12 protein-coding genes and 1 pseudogene are annotated in these 15,771 nt (G+C 62.4%); 5 read left to right on the forward strand and 8 right to left on the reverse strand.

Going from position 1 to position 15,771, the window contains the following annotated elements; translation table 11 throughout:
* Nucleotides 1-33 precede the first annotated feature (33 nt).
* From IAE77_RS13210 to IAE77_RS13240, 7 genes are all read right to left on the reverse strand, one after another.
* Complete coding sequence (locus IAE77_RS13210; protein ID WP_294227211.1) at nt 34-840, reverse strand: OBAP family protein; 807 nt, start codon at nt 838-840, stop codon at nt 34-36.
* A gap of 190 nt (nt 841-1,030) precedes the next feature.
* Nucleotides 1,031-3,217: a TonB-dependent receptor gene (locus tag IAE77_RS13215; RefSeq protein WP_294227213.1), complete on the reverse strand. Its 2,187-nt coding sequence runs from the start codon at nt 3,215-3,217 to the stop codon at nt 1,031-1,033.
* 130 nt (nt 3,218-3,347) lie between these two features.
* Nucleotides 3,348-4,502, reverse strand: coding sequence for a PepSY-associated TM helix domain-containing protein (locus IAE77_RS13220; RefSeq protein WP_294227215.1), 1,155 nt, complete (start codon nt 4,500-4,502; stop codon nt 3,348-3,350).
* Between the two features lie 24 nt (nt 4,503-4,526).
* On the reverse strand, nt 4,527-5,219 hold the full coding sequence (locus IAE77_RS13225; protein ID WP_294227217.1) for a Fe2+-dependent dioxygenase: 693 nt from the start codon (nt 5,217-5,219) through the stop codon (nt 4,527-4,529).
* Nucleotides 5,220-5,244: 25 nt separating this feature from the next.
* On the reverse strand, nt 5,245-7,242 hold the full coding sequence (locus IAE77_RS13230) for a TonB-dependent siderophore receptor (RefSeq protein WP_294227219.1): 1,998 nt from the start codon (nt 7,240-7,242) through the stop codon (nt 5,245-5,247).
* A 522-nt stretch (nt 7,243-7,764) separates the two neighbouring features.
* Nucleotides 7,765-10,122: a TonB-dependent siderophore receptor gene (locus IAE77_RS13235; protein ID WP_294227221.1), complete on the reverse strand. Its 2,358-nt coding sequence runs from the start codon at nt 10,120-10,122 to the stop codon at nt 7,765-7,767.
* Nucleotides 10,123-10,243: 121 nt separating this feature from the next.
* Entirely contained in the window at nt 10,244-11,317 is a 1,074-nt protein-coding gene (locus IAE77_RS13240; protein WP_294227223.1) for a tetratricopeptide repeat protein, read from the reverse strand.
* 173 nt (nt 11,318-11,490) lie between these two features.
* Here IAE77_RS13240 and IAE77_RS13245 point away from each other — a divergent pair, with 173 nt between their 5' ends.
* The 4 genes from IAE77_RS13245 (at nt 11,491) to IAE77_RS13260 (ending at nt 14,120) form a co-directional block, all read left to right on the forward strand.
* Nucleotides 11,491-12,297 (forward strand): energy transducer TonB, encoded by an 807-nt coding sequence (locus IAE77_RS13245; protein WP_294227225.1) that lies wholly within the window; start codon nt 11,491-11,493, stop codon nt 12,295-12,297.
* 41 nt (nt 12,298-12,338) lie between these two features.
* On the forward strand, nt 12,339-12,980 hold the full coding sequence (locus IAE77_RS13250; RefSeq protein ID WP_294227228.1) for a MotA/TolQ/ExbB proton channel family protein: 642 nt from the start codon (nt 12,339-12,341) through the stop codon (nt 12,978-12,980).
* A gap of 162 nt (nt 12,981-13,142) precedes the next feature.
* Nucleotides 13,143-13,571, forward strand: coding sequence for a biopolymer transporter ExbD (locus IAE77_RS13255; RefSeq protein ID WP_294227230.1), 429 nt, complete (start codon nt 13,143-13,145; stop codon nt 13,569-13,571).
* Between the two features lie 3 nt (nt 13,572-13,574).
* Nucleotides 13,575-14,120, forward strand: coding sequence for a hypothetical protein (locus IAE77_RS13260; protein ID WP_294227232.1), 546 nt, complete (start codon nt 13,575-13,577; stop codon nt 14,118-14,120).
* 354 nt (nt 14,121-14,474) lie between these two features.
* Here the strand turns inward: IAE77_RS13260 and IAE77_RS13265 are convergent, their stop codons facing one another.
* A complete protein-coding gene (locus IAE77_RS13265) occupies nt 14,475-15,080 on the reverse strand; it encodes a hypothetical protein (protein ID WP_294227234.1) in 606 nt (201 codons plus the stop codon).
* Between the two features lie 389 nt (nt 15,081-15,469).
* Between IAE77_RS13265 and IAE77_RS13270 the strand changes: the two are divergent.
* Nucleotides 15,470-15,771, forward strand: a pseudogene (locus tag IAE77_RS13270) (hypothetical protein); the annotation flags it as partial.

Here is a 15,771-nt window from a genome sequence, read left to right on the forward strand (position 1 = left end):
TTCGAGCGGGTCGTCTGACTGACAAGCGGCTTCTCACTTGGTCGTGCCAGCCGGCGAATCCGCAGGCTTGGCAGCGGCTGGAAGCGGTTGTTTGATCAGGTCGTCGCTGATCTGGAAGGCTGCGCCCTTCTGCCAACTGTCAGCACCTTCCGCGATCTCGCCCGGCTTGATCTCCTCCGCGCGATCCTTCCGCTTCTCGTTCGAGTCCGTGTCGAAATCCTTGTCGCGCTGCTCAACCATGGCCTGGTTGACCTGTCCGTCGGCGGTGAAGCCCATCATCAACTTTGGCAGGCCGAGGGGAAGCTTGTCGCCACGATCGATCTGCCAGGTGTGCCACGTCTTGCCGTAGGTGGTCACGAGCTTTTGCATCAGCTCGTTCTCCGCGATGGCGGGAATGCCGGGCGCGATGAGCTGGCCGCTCATCACCTCGTATTTGTGCGAGTGCCAGAGCTTCTTCTCGTCCTCCGGCAGCGTTTTGAACAAGGCCTCCGAGATGATGTACTCGATGCCGATGAGCCGGGCGTTCTTGTCATGGGAGTCGTAGATCACGCACTGCAGCACCTCCTCGTTCTTGTGGCCGCAGTAATGGTGCGCGCGCACCTGGCGCTTCATGTCGTCCGCGTAGAAGTGAAAGCCGCAGACGTGGGCGTGGATGCCGTTGATCGGCCCTTCGCCCTGCAGCAGCTCCGCTCCGGCCTCCAGCAGCTTCGTCTTCGTGGTCTTCTCTTTCCCCGGCGTCTGGTGGTCGTGTTCCTTGGAAGGCGGCTGCTGCGCCACCAGCATGACGCTGCCGATGCAGGCGATGAAGATGAGGGCGGCGGTCAAGGCGGGTGTTTTCATGGTGTTCGTGAGGTGCGGAAGGCGGATCGCCATCCATCACCCTCAGGGTCTTGCCTCATGCCGCCCTGATGAGCGACTCAGAGCACGGCCGCCGCAACGCATGTGCCTGTTTGCAGCCCAAAAAAACCCTGCGGAGGCGAAACACCACTTTCGCGCCCCGCAGGGAAGTGACCCAACCTGATTTGAGGGATCAAAAGGTGACGCTGCCGCCGACGTAGAAGTTCCGGCCGTAGGCGGGGTCGATGCCGTCGTTGCGGACGCGGGCGTAGTAGCTTTCGTCGAAGACGTTGTTGAGGCCGGCCATGACGGTGAAGTTCTCATGCACCTTGAACTCGGCGGTGAGGTCCCAGGTCATGTAGGCGGGGATGTCGAACTGCAAAGTGCCGCCGTCCTGGGCGTTGTGGTCGGCGACGAAGGTGCCGAGGAAGCCGACCTTCACCTTGTCACGGTATTTGTAGATGAGGCCGGTGCGCAGCATGTAGTCCGGCGCGTATTGCGGGGTGGCACCATCGGCAGGGCCGCCGTGGAGCTCGGCCTGCAGGAGCGAAAGATTGCCGTAGAGGCTCAGGGAGCCGGCACGATTCGGCTTTTCAGCGCCGCTGAGCGAGTCGGCCAGACCGATGAGGTCGATGTCGAAGGCACCATCCCAGCCGTAATTGATGCTGCGGCCGACACTGCGAAGCGTGCCGGCGTTGATGCCGAAACGGTTGTCCATGTCGATGAGGAACACGCTGGTGTCGAAGGTGAACCAGGTGGCCGGCTTCCCGCGAAGGCCGAGTTCATAGCTCCAGGTGAGGCTGGGATCGGCGTCGGTGGCGATCGTGCCGGGCTGGGCGACGATGGACTCGGTGAAGATGGTGGTGCGGTAGCTCTGGGAGACGTTGGCGTAGAGCGACGTCTCGTGGCCGAGGTCGTAGGCGATGCCGAGGCCGAACAGCGGCTGCGGTTCAAAGACGCTCTTGCTGCTCTCACCCGTGAAGGCTCCGGTGGCCGGGGCAAAGTTCCGCGTGTGGACGTTTTGATTGATGAATTCCATGCGGAAGCCGGGCGTGATGGTGAGACGACCGAAGGTGAACTTGTTTTCGAGAAACAGGGAGCCGTAGAACAGCTCACGGCGGGAGTCGGCGGTGATGATGCCGTCATTCGCATCCGCCGTGGCTCCGCGTTTGTCCACGCGGGGGGAGAAGTTGTAGTAGAACTGCATGCCTGCGGCCAGCGTGTGCTCATTCCCCCAGGCCTCCCAGTCGTGGCGGATGCGTGGCTCCAGGCCGAGGGTGTAGAATTCCTGGTTCTCGATCGTGTTGCTGGCCAGGTCGGGCACGGTGCCGAACTGCGCGAGACCGACGGCGCTGGTGCGCTGGCGCTTGCTCCAGCGCTGGTAGTAGCCGCCCCAGGCCTTCACGCTCAGCTCGGTGCCGGGCTTGATCTGGTGCTGCAACTCGGCGCTGCCGACGTAGCGGCGGAGTTCGAAGCGGTCATGCACCTTCGTGGTCATCTCCGGAGTGGAGGCAAATGCCGCCGCCGTGAGGCCGCCAGGCTCGCCATGCTCCTCCTCATACATGTCCACGTTGAAGATGAGGCGCGTGTCGTCATCGAAGTGATAGACCAGCTTCACGTTCCCGCCGTCGAGACGGTAGTCGCTGTTGAAATTGCGGAAGCCGTCGCTGCTGCGGTGGTTGAAGTAGCCGTAGTAGCCCAGATTGCCGATGGTGCCGTCGGCGGCAGTGTAGCTGGAGAAGAGGTTGTCCGTGCCGAAGATGTTCTGTGTGCGGAAACCGAAGGCTTTGTCACGCCGCGGCATGTACGTGATGTAGTTGAAGGCTCCACCGGGCTGCGAGCCGTACATCAGGCCGCCGCCGCCACGGATGAACTCGATGCGGTCCACCACATCCAGCGGCGGGGTGTAATAAGCCTCCGGGTAACCAAAGGGGTCAGCGTGGATGGGGATGCCATCTTTGAGCACCTGCATGAACTGGAAGCGATGCGGCTCGCCGAGGCCGCGATAGCCGACGCTGACCAGCGGTGTTGTTTCCTCGGAGAACAGCAGGCCAGGCGTCTGGGCCAGCGCCTGACGGTAGTTGTTGGCCTGCACTTTTGGCAGCGCGTCGAGGTCGATGATCGTGGCCCGCTTCCCGGCGAAGATCTTCGTGCCTTCCACCGCCTCAGGGAAGACCGGCTGCACGTAGTAGTCGCTCTCGGCCTCACCATACACGGTGACGGCTTCGAGTTCGATCGCCCCGCCAGCCGGTTTGGGCTGGGTCACCGGGTCATTCACGGTCTGGGCACGCGAGTGTGAGGCCAGGGCGAGGAAGAGCACAGCGGCTGCGGCGAGTGCCGGGCCGAGCGCTGCGGGAGAGGCTGGGAGGGATGGCTTCATGGTTGAAATTGAGATTCTGTCGCAGATTGAGGGCGCGGATGATATCGGGATCCCGCTACAACTCAAGTGCTATTTTGCGATAGAGTCTCAATTGCAGTTCAGTGCGCCAATTTTGCGGCCGGCGGCCGGTTCAGTGTCTGAAAAAGCGTCTCCAGGCCAGTGCAAAACCCGTCCAGACCAACAGGATGGCGCTCAAGGCACACAACGCGGCCACGGTCTGACCCAGGAGGCCGAACAGCTCACCCGTGTGGAGAAAGCGGGCGATCATCCGCCACTGTCGGCCAGGGTTTTGGCGGGAGAAGTCGTCGGGGCTCGTGCTGACCTTGTTTTGAGCCGTGTCGAGGCTCAGCATCGTGCGCCGATGCACCTCGCCACGGCCGCCGAGATCGATCATGACGGGAAATGGATCACCGGGCTTGGCAGGCATGCGCAGGCTGAGCGTTTGCCAGCCGGGATGCCGCATACGGGCCTGTTCGAGCAAAGGGACAAGACCGCCGAGCTGCGGCGGCGGTGAATTGGGACGGTCGCCGCCTTCCTTGCCTCCTTTAGTACCGCCGGGGCCGCCCGCGGGCCGCTCACGAGCTGGGGGCGGTTCGGAGCCAGCCAGGGTGAAGAGCAGGTGGTTGGCCCAGCCGTAGGACATGATCAGCCCGGTCAAAACGATCAGCAGCATGGGGAAGGCGCTCCAGAAGCCGATGACGTTGTGCCAGTTCCAATCACGGGCGCGGCCTTTGAGACGGCGATTGAAAACGGTGACCGCACGCACGTTCGGCCAGCGCCATTGACGCGGCCACCAGAGATAGAGGCCGCTGACGAGCAGCAGGCCGAAGATGAGGCAGCCTGCGCCGGTGATCGCTTTTCCGGCGTCACGTGACAGGCCGGTGCCGGTGAGGAAACGATGCCATTCCGTCGCGGCATGGAAGAAATCATGCCAGGAACGGTTCCCCTCGCCCAGGAACCCGCCTGTGTAGGGATTGGCGAAGAAGATGCCCTCACGGCCGACCGTGAGCGTGACCGGAGCGGCGGGATCGCCTTTCCACGTGATGCCTGTGGGACGAAAACCGGGCTTCGACTCCTGGATTCGGGCCAGCAGCGTCTCCACATCGAGATGCGCCGCGTTTTCCGCCGCTGGAACGACGCGCAGGTCGCGATTGGCCCATTCGGTGATCTGCACTTCGAAGGCAATCAGCAGGCCGGTGACTGCCAGCGATAGAATGACGAGTCCGGCGGCCAGACCGGCGATGAGGTGCGCCCAAAACACGGCGCGATGAAAGGTGAGACGCATGAAAGGAAGGCAAAGCCGCTTAACTCACATTTCCGCCCACTGTCGCAAAAGATTGTGATACACGCCGGTGAGCTGCACGCCGGTTTGTTCTGCGACGAGGTTTCCTTTCAGGTCACGGGCGAGTCTCTGGATGGAAAGATCGAGATCAAAGAGCAGCGAACGCTGCCCGTCGTCACGGATCATGCTTTGCAGCCAGAAGAATGAGCACACACGGGCGCCACGGGTCACCGGCGTCACGTGATGCAAGCTGGTGGAGGGATACAGGACCATGTGCCCGGCAGGGAGCTTCACGCTTTTCACGCCGTAGGTGTCCTCGACGCGCAATTCGCCGCCGTCATACTCCTCCGGCGCGGCAAAGAACAAGGTGGCGCTCAGATCGGTGCGGATGCGCTGCTGCGTGCCTGGAATCTGCCGGATGGCATTGTCCACATGCGTGCCGAAGGACTGGCCGCCGGAGTAGCGGTTGAACATCGGCGGCAGGATGCGCAGAGGCAAAGCAGCGGCGAGAAACAGCGGGTTCTTGGACAGCGCGGCGAGGATCATCTCTCCCACCTCCCGGGCGGCGGGACTGCCGTCCGGGAGCTGCAGGTTGTCCTTCGATTTGACGGACTGGTAGCCTGCCGTGCTGCGACCATCCACCCATTCGGCGGCATCGAGCATCTGGCGGGCCTGGGCGACCTGTTCGGCCGTGAGAACTTCGGGAATGGTGATGAGCATGGCGGAGAATGCGGTTCAATTCGGATCAGAACTTCACGGTGGCCGTCAGCGCCGCGGAGCGGCCCGCCCCGGGGACAAAGTGGCCGCCGCCCACGCGGTCGATGTAGCGTTCGTCGGCCAGATTGTAGATGTTCAGGCGGAAGCTGAGCTTCTCGTTGACCTTGTAGTTCAGCATGGCGTCGAGCGTCCAGTAGTCCGGCGCGGTGCGTGGAATGCTGGTGCCTGCCGCGTTGCTGGTGCCGTTGGAGCGGTCGCCGACAAACTGGGCTCCCAAGCCGACCTGCAGGGACTCCAGCAGGTTGTAGGTCGTCCACAGATTGAACGAGTGCTCCGGGGCATTCGAAAGCGCCTGTCCGATCTCATTGGCATTTGAAGAGGCCTCGGTTTCGCTCTGCATGTAGGCGTAACCGGCGAAGATCTGCCAGTTCTTCGTCAGATTGCCCGATGCGCCGACCTCGTAGCCCTGGACGATCTGATTTCCCGCCAGCGAGACAAGGCCTGCGGCGTCCGTGGTGCGCGCATTGCTCTTTTCCGAGCGGAACAGGGCAAAGGAGAGCGACAGGCGCTCGTCGAACAGATCCCACTTCGTTCCCAGCTCATAGCTGCGTGCTTCTTCCGGGTCCAGACCAGCCGTGGCGGCGGTGTTGCCGAGCCCGGTGGACACGGCCCCATCGATGGTGGGATTGAACGAGGTGCCGTAGCCGAAATAGACGCTGCCGTGTTCGACCGGCTTGAACACCAGGCCGAGCTTCCAACTGAACAAGTCGTCCGAGTTGGCAAATCCCGGCGCGCCATTCGCACCGCGTGCCTCAGCCTGCATGTGGTCGTAGCGCAGACCGCCGGAGACTTCCCAGTGGCGGCCGATTTTCACCGTGTCGAAGAGGTAAATCGCGATCGTGTCGAGATGCGCCTCCGCCGCGCCCGGAAGGCCCGGAATGGTGCCCGGGGCGATGTCGCCGGTCGCAGGGACGCCAGAGGGCGGATTGTCCACGGAAGGATCGAAAACATTCGTGACGGAGGCAATTCCCGCAGCATTCGCGTTCAACTGGCGCTCCCAATACAGTTCCAGACCCGCGACAAGCGTGTGCTTCAGCACATTGGTGTCGAATTCAGCGGTGACATTCGTCTGGTTGGCAAACACCTCGCTGGTCATCTGCCGCCGCTGCATCTGGCGGTTCAACGCGTCAGAATACTGCACGGCTCCACCTGCGGCGAGATCACGGAAACGCGGGGCGGTGTAGAGCGAGTCGCGATGCGTGCGCGAGTAGCGCGTCAGGTTCCGCAGGCGGAGCGATTCCGTGAAGTCGTGCTCGAAGATGCCGGTGAGGGTGTCGTTTTGCACGTGCTCGTAATCGACCCCGCGCAGACCATACCACGTGTCATAGCTCACGGGTGCCGGCAGATTGGCGTAACTGCCCAGACCCGCACCGCCGCCCGTCCAAGGGAGGGTGTTGTTCGTCGGAATCCATGGGATGCCGTAGTCGGGGATGTTGTTTTCCTCCAGACGCTGATAGTTCAGCGTGAAGCGCGTGTCCGTGCCGAGGCCGAAAGCCAGTGATGAGGCGATGCCGTAGCGCTCCTGGCCGACTTCATCGCGTCCGGGCGTGTCGGCGTGGTGAAACATGCCATTGAGGCGGAAGGCCGCATGCTCGCCCAGCGGTTCGTTCACATCCACTGTGGCGCGGTAGAGATTGCTGGAGCCGTAGGAGACGGTGCTCAGGTTCGAAGGAGTCAGATTGGCCATCTTGCTGGCCATGTTGATCGATCCGCCAGTGGTGCCGCGTCCGCCAGTCGTGGAGGAGGGGCCTTTCGCCACTTCGACCTGCTCCGTGTTGAAGGGATCGCGGTTGTAGGCCCCGAAATCACGCATGCCATCCAGGAAAAAGTCGCTGCGGGAGCTGAAGCCGCGGATGCTGAGGCTGTCGCCCGGCAGACCGCCGCCGCCTTCCCCCGCCTGCATGGAAATGCCCGGCGTGTTGCGCAAAACATCGCGCAGGCTGAAAGCTCCACGGTCCTCGATCACCGTCTGGGGGGATCACCGTGATGGTCTGCGGGATGTTGCGGACGGGTTCAGTGTATTTCGGCGACTGGAGGCGGCTGGGGTTATAGACCTGGCCTTGGGCCTCCACGACGACCTCCTGCATGTCGGTGGTGGGTGCGTCGGCGGCCTTTTCGGGCACCGGTTTGGTGCTGGCCGTTTGGGCGGCCAGGCTGCCAGCGGCGCAAAGCAGGGTGGTGGCTGTGAGAGCATCGGCCCGCGGCAAGCGGCCGACCGGATTCGGGAGGGTGTAGGGTTGCATGAGCGGTGAACAGAGTGGTTTCGCAAATGATACTGAGATGCCGTATCAATAACGATGTTGCGATTAAGTCTCAGTTGCAGAAGACGTCAACGGCTAAATCAAGAAAGTTTCGACCGGGTCCAAAATCGTCCCACGGCGTCTCCAGCCTCATGCAATTCGTTGATAATCAATCAGTTGAAACACAACGTGCCTGCCCGCATGGCTGCGAACAAGCACGTCGTGCCTTAACCACCAACCTACGGGGATCAGAACTTCACACTCGCCGTCAGGGCGATCGAGCGACCAGGACCCGGAATGGCATGATTGGTCGTGCTTGAGGTCTCGATGTACCGTTTGTCGGCCAAATTGTAGAGGTTCAACCGCAGGGTCAGCTTCGCAGAAACCCGGTAAGCGATCATGGCATCCATCGTCCAGTAGTCAGGAATGACACGACTGGAATTGGTGGGGTTGGCGATGACGTTGCCCATATATTGCGTGCCAAAGCCAATCTGCAGCGAGTCAATGACCCGGTACGTCGTCCACAGATTGAAGGTGTAATCTGGAACGTTGCCGAGAGGTCGGCCAACTTCGGCGGGGTTGGAAGAGCTGTTGAACTCCCCTTCCAGGTGGGTGGCACCGGCGAAGATCTGCCAGTTCTTGGTGAGCTGGCCGGCGATCCCAAGTTCGATCCCTTCCACGACCTGGTTCCCACCCAGAATGGTGGTGCCGGCGTTGCCTCCGTTCGTGGTCCGACTGGTCTTTTCGGTGCGGAACACGGCCAGATTCAGCGACAGCCGTTCCTTCAGCAGATCCCACTTGGTGCCCAGTTCATACGTCTCGCTCTTTTCCGGGTTCAGACCCCGGGCGGTGACCCCCGCATTGTTAAAGCTGGCGATGCCCAGACCGCCACCAACCGAACCGTCCGCGGTGGGGTTGAAGGCCGTCCCATAGCCGAAGTAGATCGTGCCATGGTCCACCGGCTTGTAAATCAGCGCGGCCTTCCAACTGAACAGGTCATCCTGGTTGTACACGGCCGGCCCTCCAAACTCGCCAAAAATGTCATTGGCATTGGTGGGATAACTGCCCCGCTGCTCCGCATCCAAATGGTCGTAGCGGGCGCCCAGACTCAGTTCCCAGTGACGGCCAAACTTCACCGTGTCGAAAATGAAGAGGGAGATCGTGTTCAAGTGCGCCTCCGCCGGCCCTGGAAGATCCTGCGGCGAGATCCCGAAGACCGTCGTTTCCCGGTTGGCGTTGACCGGGGACGCCAGGTACGGCAGCGGCGCATCGAAGCTCGGATCATAGAGGTCCGTGACGCTGGCGTGACCGGCACGGAGCGCGCTGACCTGGCGCTCCAGGTAAAGCTCCAGGCCCGTCACCAGGGCGTGTTTGACCGGCCCCGTGTCGAAGTCCGCCATGATCAGCGTTTGGTTGGCAAAGAGCTCATTGGTGACTCTGCGCCGCTGTTCTTCGCGGGTGAGAATGATCGTGTAGGTCGTGGGTGCTCCGGTTCCCCCTGCCGGATCCAGATCTCTGAAGCGCGGTGCTGTGACACGAGAATCCGAATGAACACGCGAGTAGCGCGTCGTGTTGCGGATGCGAAAGCCCTTCGAGAAGTCATGCTCGAAGATCGCGGTGATCATGTCAGCCTGATTCCGCTGGAAGTCGAAGTTTCGGCGTCCGTAGAAGCTGTCGTAGCTGACAGGCGCGACTTGATTCCTGTATGCGGCGAGGCCTGCTCCTGAACCCGCATAGGTTCCGGTGGGCTGCACGTAGGGGATGCCAAAGTCGGGGAGGTTGTTCTCTTCGAAGCGCTGGTAGTTCACCGTGAATCGAGTGTCCGTGCCCAGACCAAATGCCAGAGATGCAGCGATGCCGTAGCGCTCCTGGAACACCTCATCCCGGCCCGGCGTGTCCGCGTGGTGATACAAGCCGTTGAGACGGAAGGCGGAGTGCTCGCCCAGTCGCTCATTCACATCGAGGGTTCCGCGGTAGAGATTGCTCGATCCATACGTGAGGTCCATCTGGTTGTAGGGTGTCAGGCTGGCCATTTTGGTGACCAGATTGATGGAGCCGCCCGTCGTGCCGCGACCCGTGGTTGTTGAGGCCGGTCCTTTCGCGATTTCGACCTGCTCGGTGTTCCAGGGATCGCGGTTGTAGTTGCCGTAGTCACGGATGCCATCGACGAACCAGTCGCTCCGGGATGAAAACCCTCGGATGGTCAGGTTGTCGCCGGAACCTGCTCCGCTGATTCCTTCACCGGCCTGCATGGAGATACCGGGCGTGTTTTTCAGCACATCACGCAGGCTGAAGGCCCCGCGATCCTGGATCACCGCCTTCGGAATCACCGTGATCGTCTGCGGAATGTCACGCAACGGCTCGGTGTACTTGGGGGATTGCAGGCGGCTGGGGTTGTAAACCTGCGCGTTGGCCTCCACCACGATCTCCTTCAGGTTGGTGCTTGAGGGTTTCTCATCGGAGGGAGTCGTGGTGGCAGGGTTTGTTGAGCCCGCCGTTTGCGCCGCGAGGCTGCCGGCGGCACACAGAAGGGTGGTGACGGAGAGAGCTTCGGTGCCGGTTTTGAGAGCTCCGGGTCGTTTGGGGCGTGGTTGCTGCTTTTGCATACGGGTTGGGTGTGGGGTGAACAGAGTGACCGATGAATTCCATCGGCAGCCCAGCGGCATACCCCAGCCCGCGAAAAACCGTCAACGCCCCCGCCCGACGAAACCCGGCCGTGGACAGAAATCAGCCGTCAATCCGGCGGGTTGGCAGCATTTTGATCCGTTCCGCCGCCTGGTTCAGCGCCTGCAGCACCTCCAGCAGCCGGTCCATCCCGCCCAGCCCAAGATCCAGCGGTCCTCGCTGCCGCAGCACCTCCGCAGCCAGACGCAACGCCTCCAGACCGGCCTGGCAAAGATCCTCTGGTGCCGGTGTCTCGTTTTGACCGGGTGCGAGCACCTCGAGCAGAAACTCCGCCATGAAGTGCGGCTGGTAGGCCAGGTAGATGCGGCAGCCATACTCGAACAGCTCCAGGCGCAGGCGGTGGAAAGGCCGCGGCATGCCCTTGCCCTCCCACAGCAGGGTCAAAGCCATCGCTTCGTCCACCTTGTCGGTGGCCTGCATGATCCATTCCTCCGCGTGCCGGGCGTCCACCGGCGGTGTCTCCAGCAGCATCGCCACGGCATGACAAAACGTGTGCCGGGCCTTCAATCCGATCTCAGCAGCCAGCAGGTCGCTCGTTTCATCCTTCCGGGTCAAGGTCAGCACTGCATCCGCGCCCTGCAAGGCCTCGAGAGCCTTCGGACAGGGCAGCTCCAGCAGCAGTGCGGCGTGATTGGCCATCAAAGTCACCTTCAACGTCAGATCGGCAGGACGATCGGGCGTCTCGCCCTCTTCCAGCGTTTGTCGTGCCCGTTCCAACGCTGTCAGTGCCTCCTCCGCCTTCGACAGTGCCCGCAAGGCCAGGGAACGGTGCATCCAGCCCAGCACCAGCCGGCCGCGATACTGCGGGTCCTCGTCCAAAGGCAGCCGGGTGAGGTGAAAAATCGCCTCGTCGAAGCTGCGGACGGCCTCCGCCAGGTTGGCCTCGCCACCCAGCCGCGTCAGCACATCGCCCCGGTTCATCCAGCAGGCGGTGAGCAGCCAGCGATACCACGTGCTTTGCTCGAACGGCAGCTCCCGCCGGATCGCCAGCGCCTGCTCAAAGCAGTTCAAGGCCTCCGGAAGAGCCGTTTCATCGTTTGCGGAGAGAAGGGCGATGCCCCGTTGCATCCAGGCCTTCGCCAACGCGTTTCGGTCCTCGGGAGATTCGGTCGTCATGGGCTGGAACGGGGCATGGGGTCGGGCGGTATGGCAAAACAGGCAACACAAAGGACAATTCACGATCAGAATGCGACAGAGTCTCAATTGCAAATTGACAGTCGATTTTTTGCGCTCCATCCTCCCCTCCCGCCCGCGTTATGACTCACGCCCTGTCCACCACAATGCCCACCATGGGATTCGACTTTGCGAAGCCATCTGACAGCGCCCCCAAACCGGCGGCGGTCTGGCGGCGTGGCAGCACCCAGCAGGCTTTGGTGGCCCTTTCGTGGAATGTCGGCCTCTGCGCCGCCTTCCTGGCCATCGGCATCGCTGGGATGTTCGCCGATGACCTGCCGCCGATTCACCTCAAGACGCTCGAAGACGACCTGTCCTCCGAGCTTGCGATGGTCGAGACCTCCATGGCCGAGCTGCAATCACAGGCGGAGGAGGAAGCCACGACCGAAGACATCGCCGAGATGCCGGTGGAGATCCCCGACGTCGTCGAAACACCGATGGAGAGCCTCGACCTGCCTGAAGTGGCCGAGGCGATGACGATGGAGGACATCTTTGCCATTCCCACCGCTCCGAAGATCGAAGACGCGCTCAAACCCGTCGATCCCGTGGTCAAACCCAAGCCGCAGCCCACACCGCGTCCACGCACGCAGACGGTGGCCCGCACGAGCGGCACACCGGGCACCAGCCGCACCGGCACGGCTGGCGGTGCCCCTGGCGGCACCGGCAGCGCCACAGGCGGCGGTCGGGGGAAATTCCCCTCGCCTCCCTATCCCAGCTTTGCCCGCAGCAGCGGCATGCAGGGCACCGTGAGGCTCAGCATCAGCGTCGGACCCTCCGGTGCCGTGGAAGGCGTGAGCGTCATCAGCAGCACCGGCTACAGCGCCCTGGACAGCTATGCCTCCTCCTGGGTGCGGCGGAACTGGCGCTGGCCCGGGGGTGCGGCAAATCGCTACACCCTGCCGCTCACCTTCAGGTTGCGCTGATCGCCGCCGAAGCTTGTCTCTCTTTTTCAAACCCTCCCGCAATGCCCCTGCTAGCCAACGTCGTCGTCGAGCTCTTCATCAAAGGCGGTCCCATCATGTATCCCATCGCCGTCGTGTCGGTGGTGGCCGTCTGCATCTTCATCGAGCGCGTCTTCTGGTGGCTGCGCTTCACGGCCAAGCGTTCGCCGAAGCAACTGGATGACGTTTACAGCACCCTGGAGGCCGGAGATCTGGCCAAAGCCATCACGCAATCCTCCAAATCCAGCGATCCGGTCGTGCGCATGATCCATCACGGCCTCAATCACCGCCACACCAGCATGCAAGGCGCGCTGGAGGTCGCCGCAGGCCAGGAACTACGCGACGCGGGCCGCTTCTTGAGCGCGATGGACACGATTGTCACGCTCGCGCCGCTGCTGGGTCTGCTCGGCACGGTCACCGGCATCATGGGCAGCTTCACCAGCATCGGCAGCAGCGAACTCGCCGTCGAAAAAGTCACCGGCGGCATTGGCGAGGCGCTCATCGCCACCGCGGCCGGTCTCGGCATCGCCATCGGCACCCTGGTGCCCATGAACTACTTCCACGCCCGCCTCGCCGCGCTGAAATTCGACCTCGAAGCCGCCGCGAACAACGTCCTCATCCTCGCCGCCCAGCACGGCTTCGACAAAGTGAGCACCAAGGCCTGAAGGCCAATGACGAAACCCGAATGACGAATGTCGAATGAATGACCAAGCTCCAGCCGCCATCGTTCCTGATGCGTCCCGCTCCGGGCCTCACGAACTCCGGGCATTCGTCATTCTGCATTCGTCATTCGACATTCCTGCCTCCTCCCAGCCCCTGGACTTGCTGTGAAGCTCCACTCCCCCATTCCCGAGCGCAAAACCCGACTGGAGATCATCCCGCTCATCGACGTGATGTTCTTCCTGCTGGCGTCCTTCATGATGGTCAGCCTCACCATGACCAAGCAGCAGACCATCAAGGTCAATCTGCCCGTCGCCTCGTCCGCGCAGTCCGACTTCAAGCCGGACATGATCAATCTGGCCGTGAACGCCGTCGGCGATGTCTTCTTCGACAAGGAATCCGTCTCTCTGCCCGAGCTCGACCGCCGTCTGGCCGAGCGCTTCGGCAAAGATCCCGCCACGCCGGTTTACATCAGCGCCGATGTGAACACGCGCTACGCCGATCTCGTGAAAGCGCTCGATGCCGCCAAGCGCGTCGGCTTCACCAAGGTCGCCTTCAACGTCAAACCGGCCGGTGCCGCCAAGCCGAAATCCTGACGCATGAAGCGCCTGCTCATCAGCCTGCTCGTTTTGATCTCGCTCGGCCTCTGCGTCGTGTGCGTGGTGCAGTGGCAGCGTGAGGATCGCTATCGCGGTCACATCGCCGACCTGGTGAAAAGGCTGGAAGCCGAAAACGCCGCCAAAGTCGAGGCCCAGCGCAAGGTGCGGGACCTGGAAAAGGAAGTCGAGCGCATCAGCGCCCTGCGTGCCGAGGTCGAAGCAAAGCTGGTCGAGATGACCCGCGACTTCAACGACCTCACCACCGACAACATCGCCCGCGGCATCACCATCGCCATCTACATGAACGACCTGCGTCAGTTGCAGGGCGGACTGGAGGCCACCAAGCTCGCCGCCAGCCAGGGCGTGGACGCCATCAAGGCGCACAACGCCACGGTGACTACTCAGAATGCCGCATTGGAGAAGCAGAACGAGCTTCTCAAGCAAGTCGCCGCCCAGCGCGACGACGCCATCACCAAACTCAACGCCCGCACCCGCGAGTTCAACGAACTGGTCGAGAAGTACAACAAGCTGGCCAAGGAGCGCTGAAAGCACTCGAGCTCTCCATCTCGCCCTGGCTCAACGAGAGGCTTCCTTCGCGAACATTCCGTCGCCCCGCAATCGAGTCGGAAGCTTCACGACTCGAGTCGAGGCGGCGGGTGGTGGAGTGGGTGGTGCCATCGACTGGAGTCGCCCCGTCTTCGACTGGAGTCAGGGCCGGGTTCATGTCAGGTCGGCCTGCGTTCGAGTCGAGTCGGCGGTGGGTCGAGTCAAGTGGGACGGCAGGGGCACTCGAGTGGCTGTGGGGCCGACTCGAGTGGGAATCGTTCCCGACTCGACTCCCCCGCCGCCCTGCTTGAGTCGGGAAACGGGGGACTCGACCGGCCTTGACGGGCGCACGGCTCAGGCGGCTGACGGTGGCGCGGGCGGCGGGTTGCGCCTGCCATGGCGTTCGCGCATGACGGCACGGACCTGTTCGATCGCGGGTCCCACGGCGCTGCGCTTGAGATCGTCGTAGGCCTCGCGACCGGCGGCGTAGTCGTCGCTTTCGGCAGCGGTGAGGGTGTCCCGTGCGTCGGATGCCAGCTTTTCCAGCGCTTCGACGATGGGGCGGAACTGGGTGATGAAGTTGCGATCCTGCTGCCAGGCGGCCATAGGGAAGCTGGCGGCTAGCTGTCCGGCATTTTCCTGAGCGGCGGCATAAAACAGGTCGCACAATCCGGCATTGCCGAGGCCTTTTTCGAGGATGCGCTTCTTCGCATCGGCAGCCAGAGGCTGGACGAAGGGCATTTTGGCGCGGGTGGCGGTGATGTCGGCGATGACTTCAGTGACCAGCGCTGGCGCGAGGTCTGCGGCAATGAGGTTCTGGGACATGGTGTGGGTTGGTTCTGGTTGGTAGTAGCGAGCCGGGACTTTTCCGTTCCACACGAAGTCATTCCCCATGCCCCAACGCAGCGGCTGCCCGTCAGGGAGGGTCATGTTCCAGCGGAGCGGTTCAGGCTCGGTCATGGGAAAATTATCACCCGACTTCAGTCTGTTTTGCAATCCTGTTTTTTGCATGGTGGAAATGCACCGGAAGTTTTGCTTGCCGCAGAACGCAGCAACGGATAAAAGCCCCCTGCACCATCCTTTTTTTACACGAACCAGAGACTCTCCAACCACTGACATCACCAATTTGCGTGCTGCCTTCACGGGCAGCGGGGCTCCTCTGAAAACCGTCAACTTTCCGCCCCTTCGACAACGCCAAGGGAAACCGCACCCGAATGGGGCGCGGCTTGCTCTGCGCCTTGTCGAAGGGCGCTTGACGGTGCCTCAGAGGAGGGTGCGACAGGCCGTCGCCCTCTTTTATGTCCTCGCTGAGCCCTGAAGAGCCAGCCCCAACAGCGAAAGGACAACCTATGAAGCAAAGCCTATTGATTTTGACCTGCCTGCTGGCTGCGTCTCTCCAGGCGCAGGAGCCTGAAAAAACCGGCATCGCCCCCTTGGCGGCACCGCGCATCATTCTGGAGCAGACCGTGGTGCGGCAGAAGGGTGGCGGGACGGTGACGTTTCAGAAGATCGAGGCCCCGCCCTTGACGCCGCCGGTGGTGAAGGCTGCGCCGGTGCTGACGCCTGAGCAGGCGGCCCGACAGGCGGAGATCGAGGCGAAGAAGCCGGGGCTGCTGATGGTCTCCGCCACGGTGCATGCGGGCGGCCTCAC

Source organism: Prosthecobacter sp., assembly GCF_014879935.1.
Classification (GTDB): Bacteria; Verrucomicrobiota; Verrucomicrobiia; order Verrucomicrobiales; family Verrucomicrobiaceae; genus Prosthecobacter.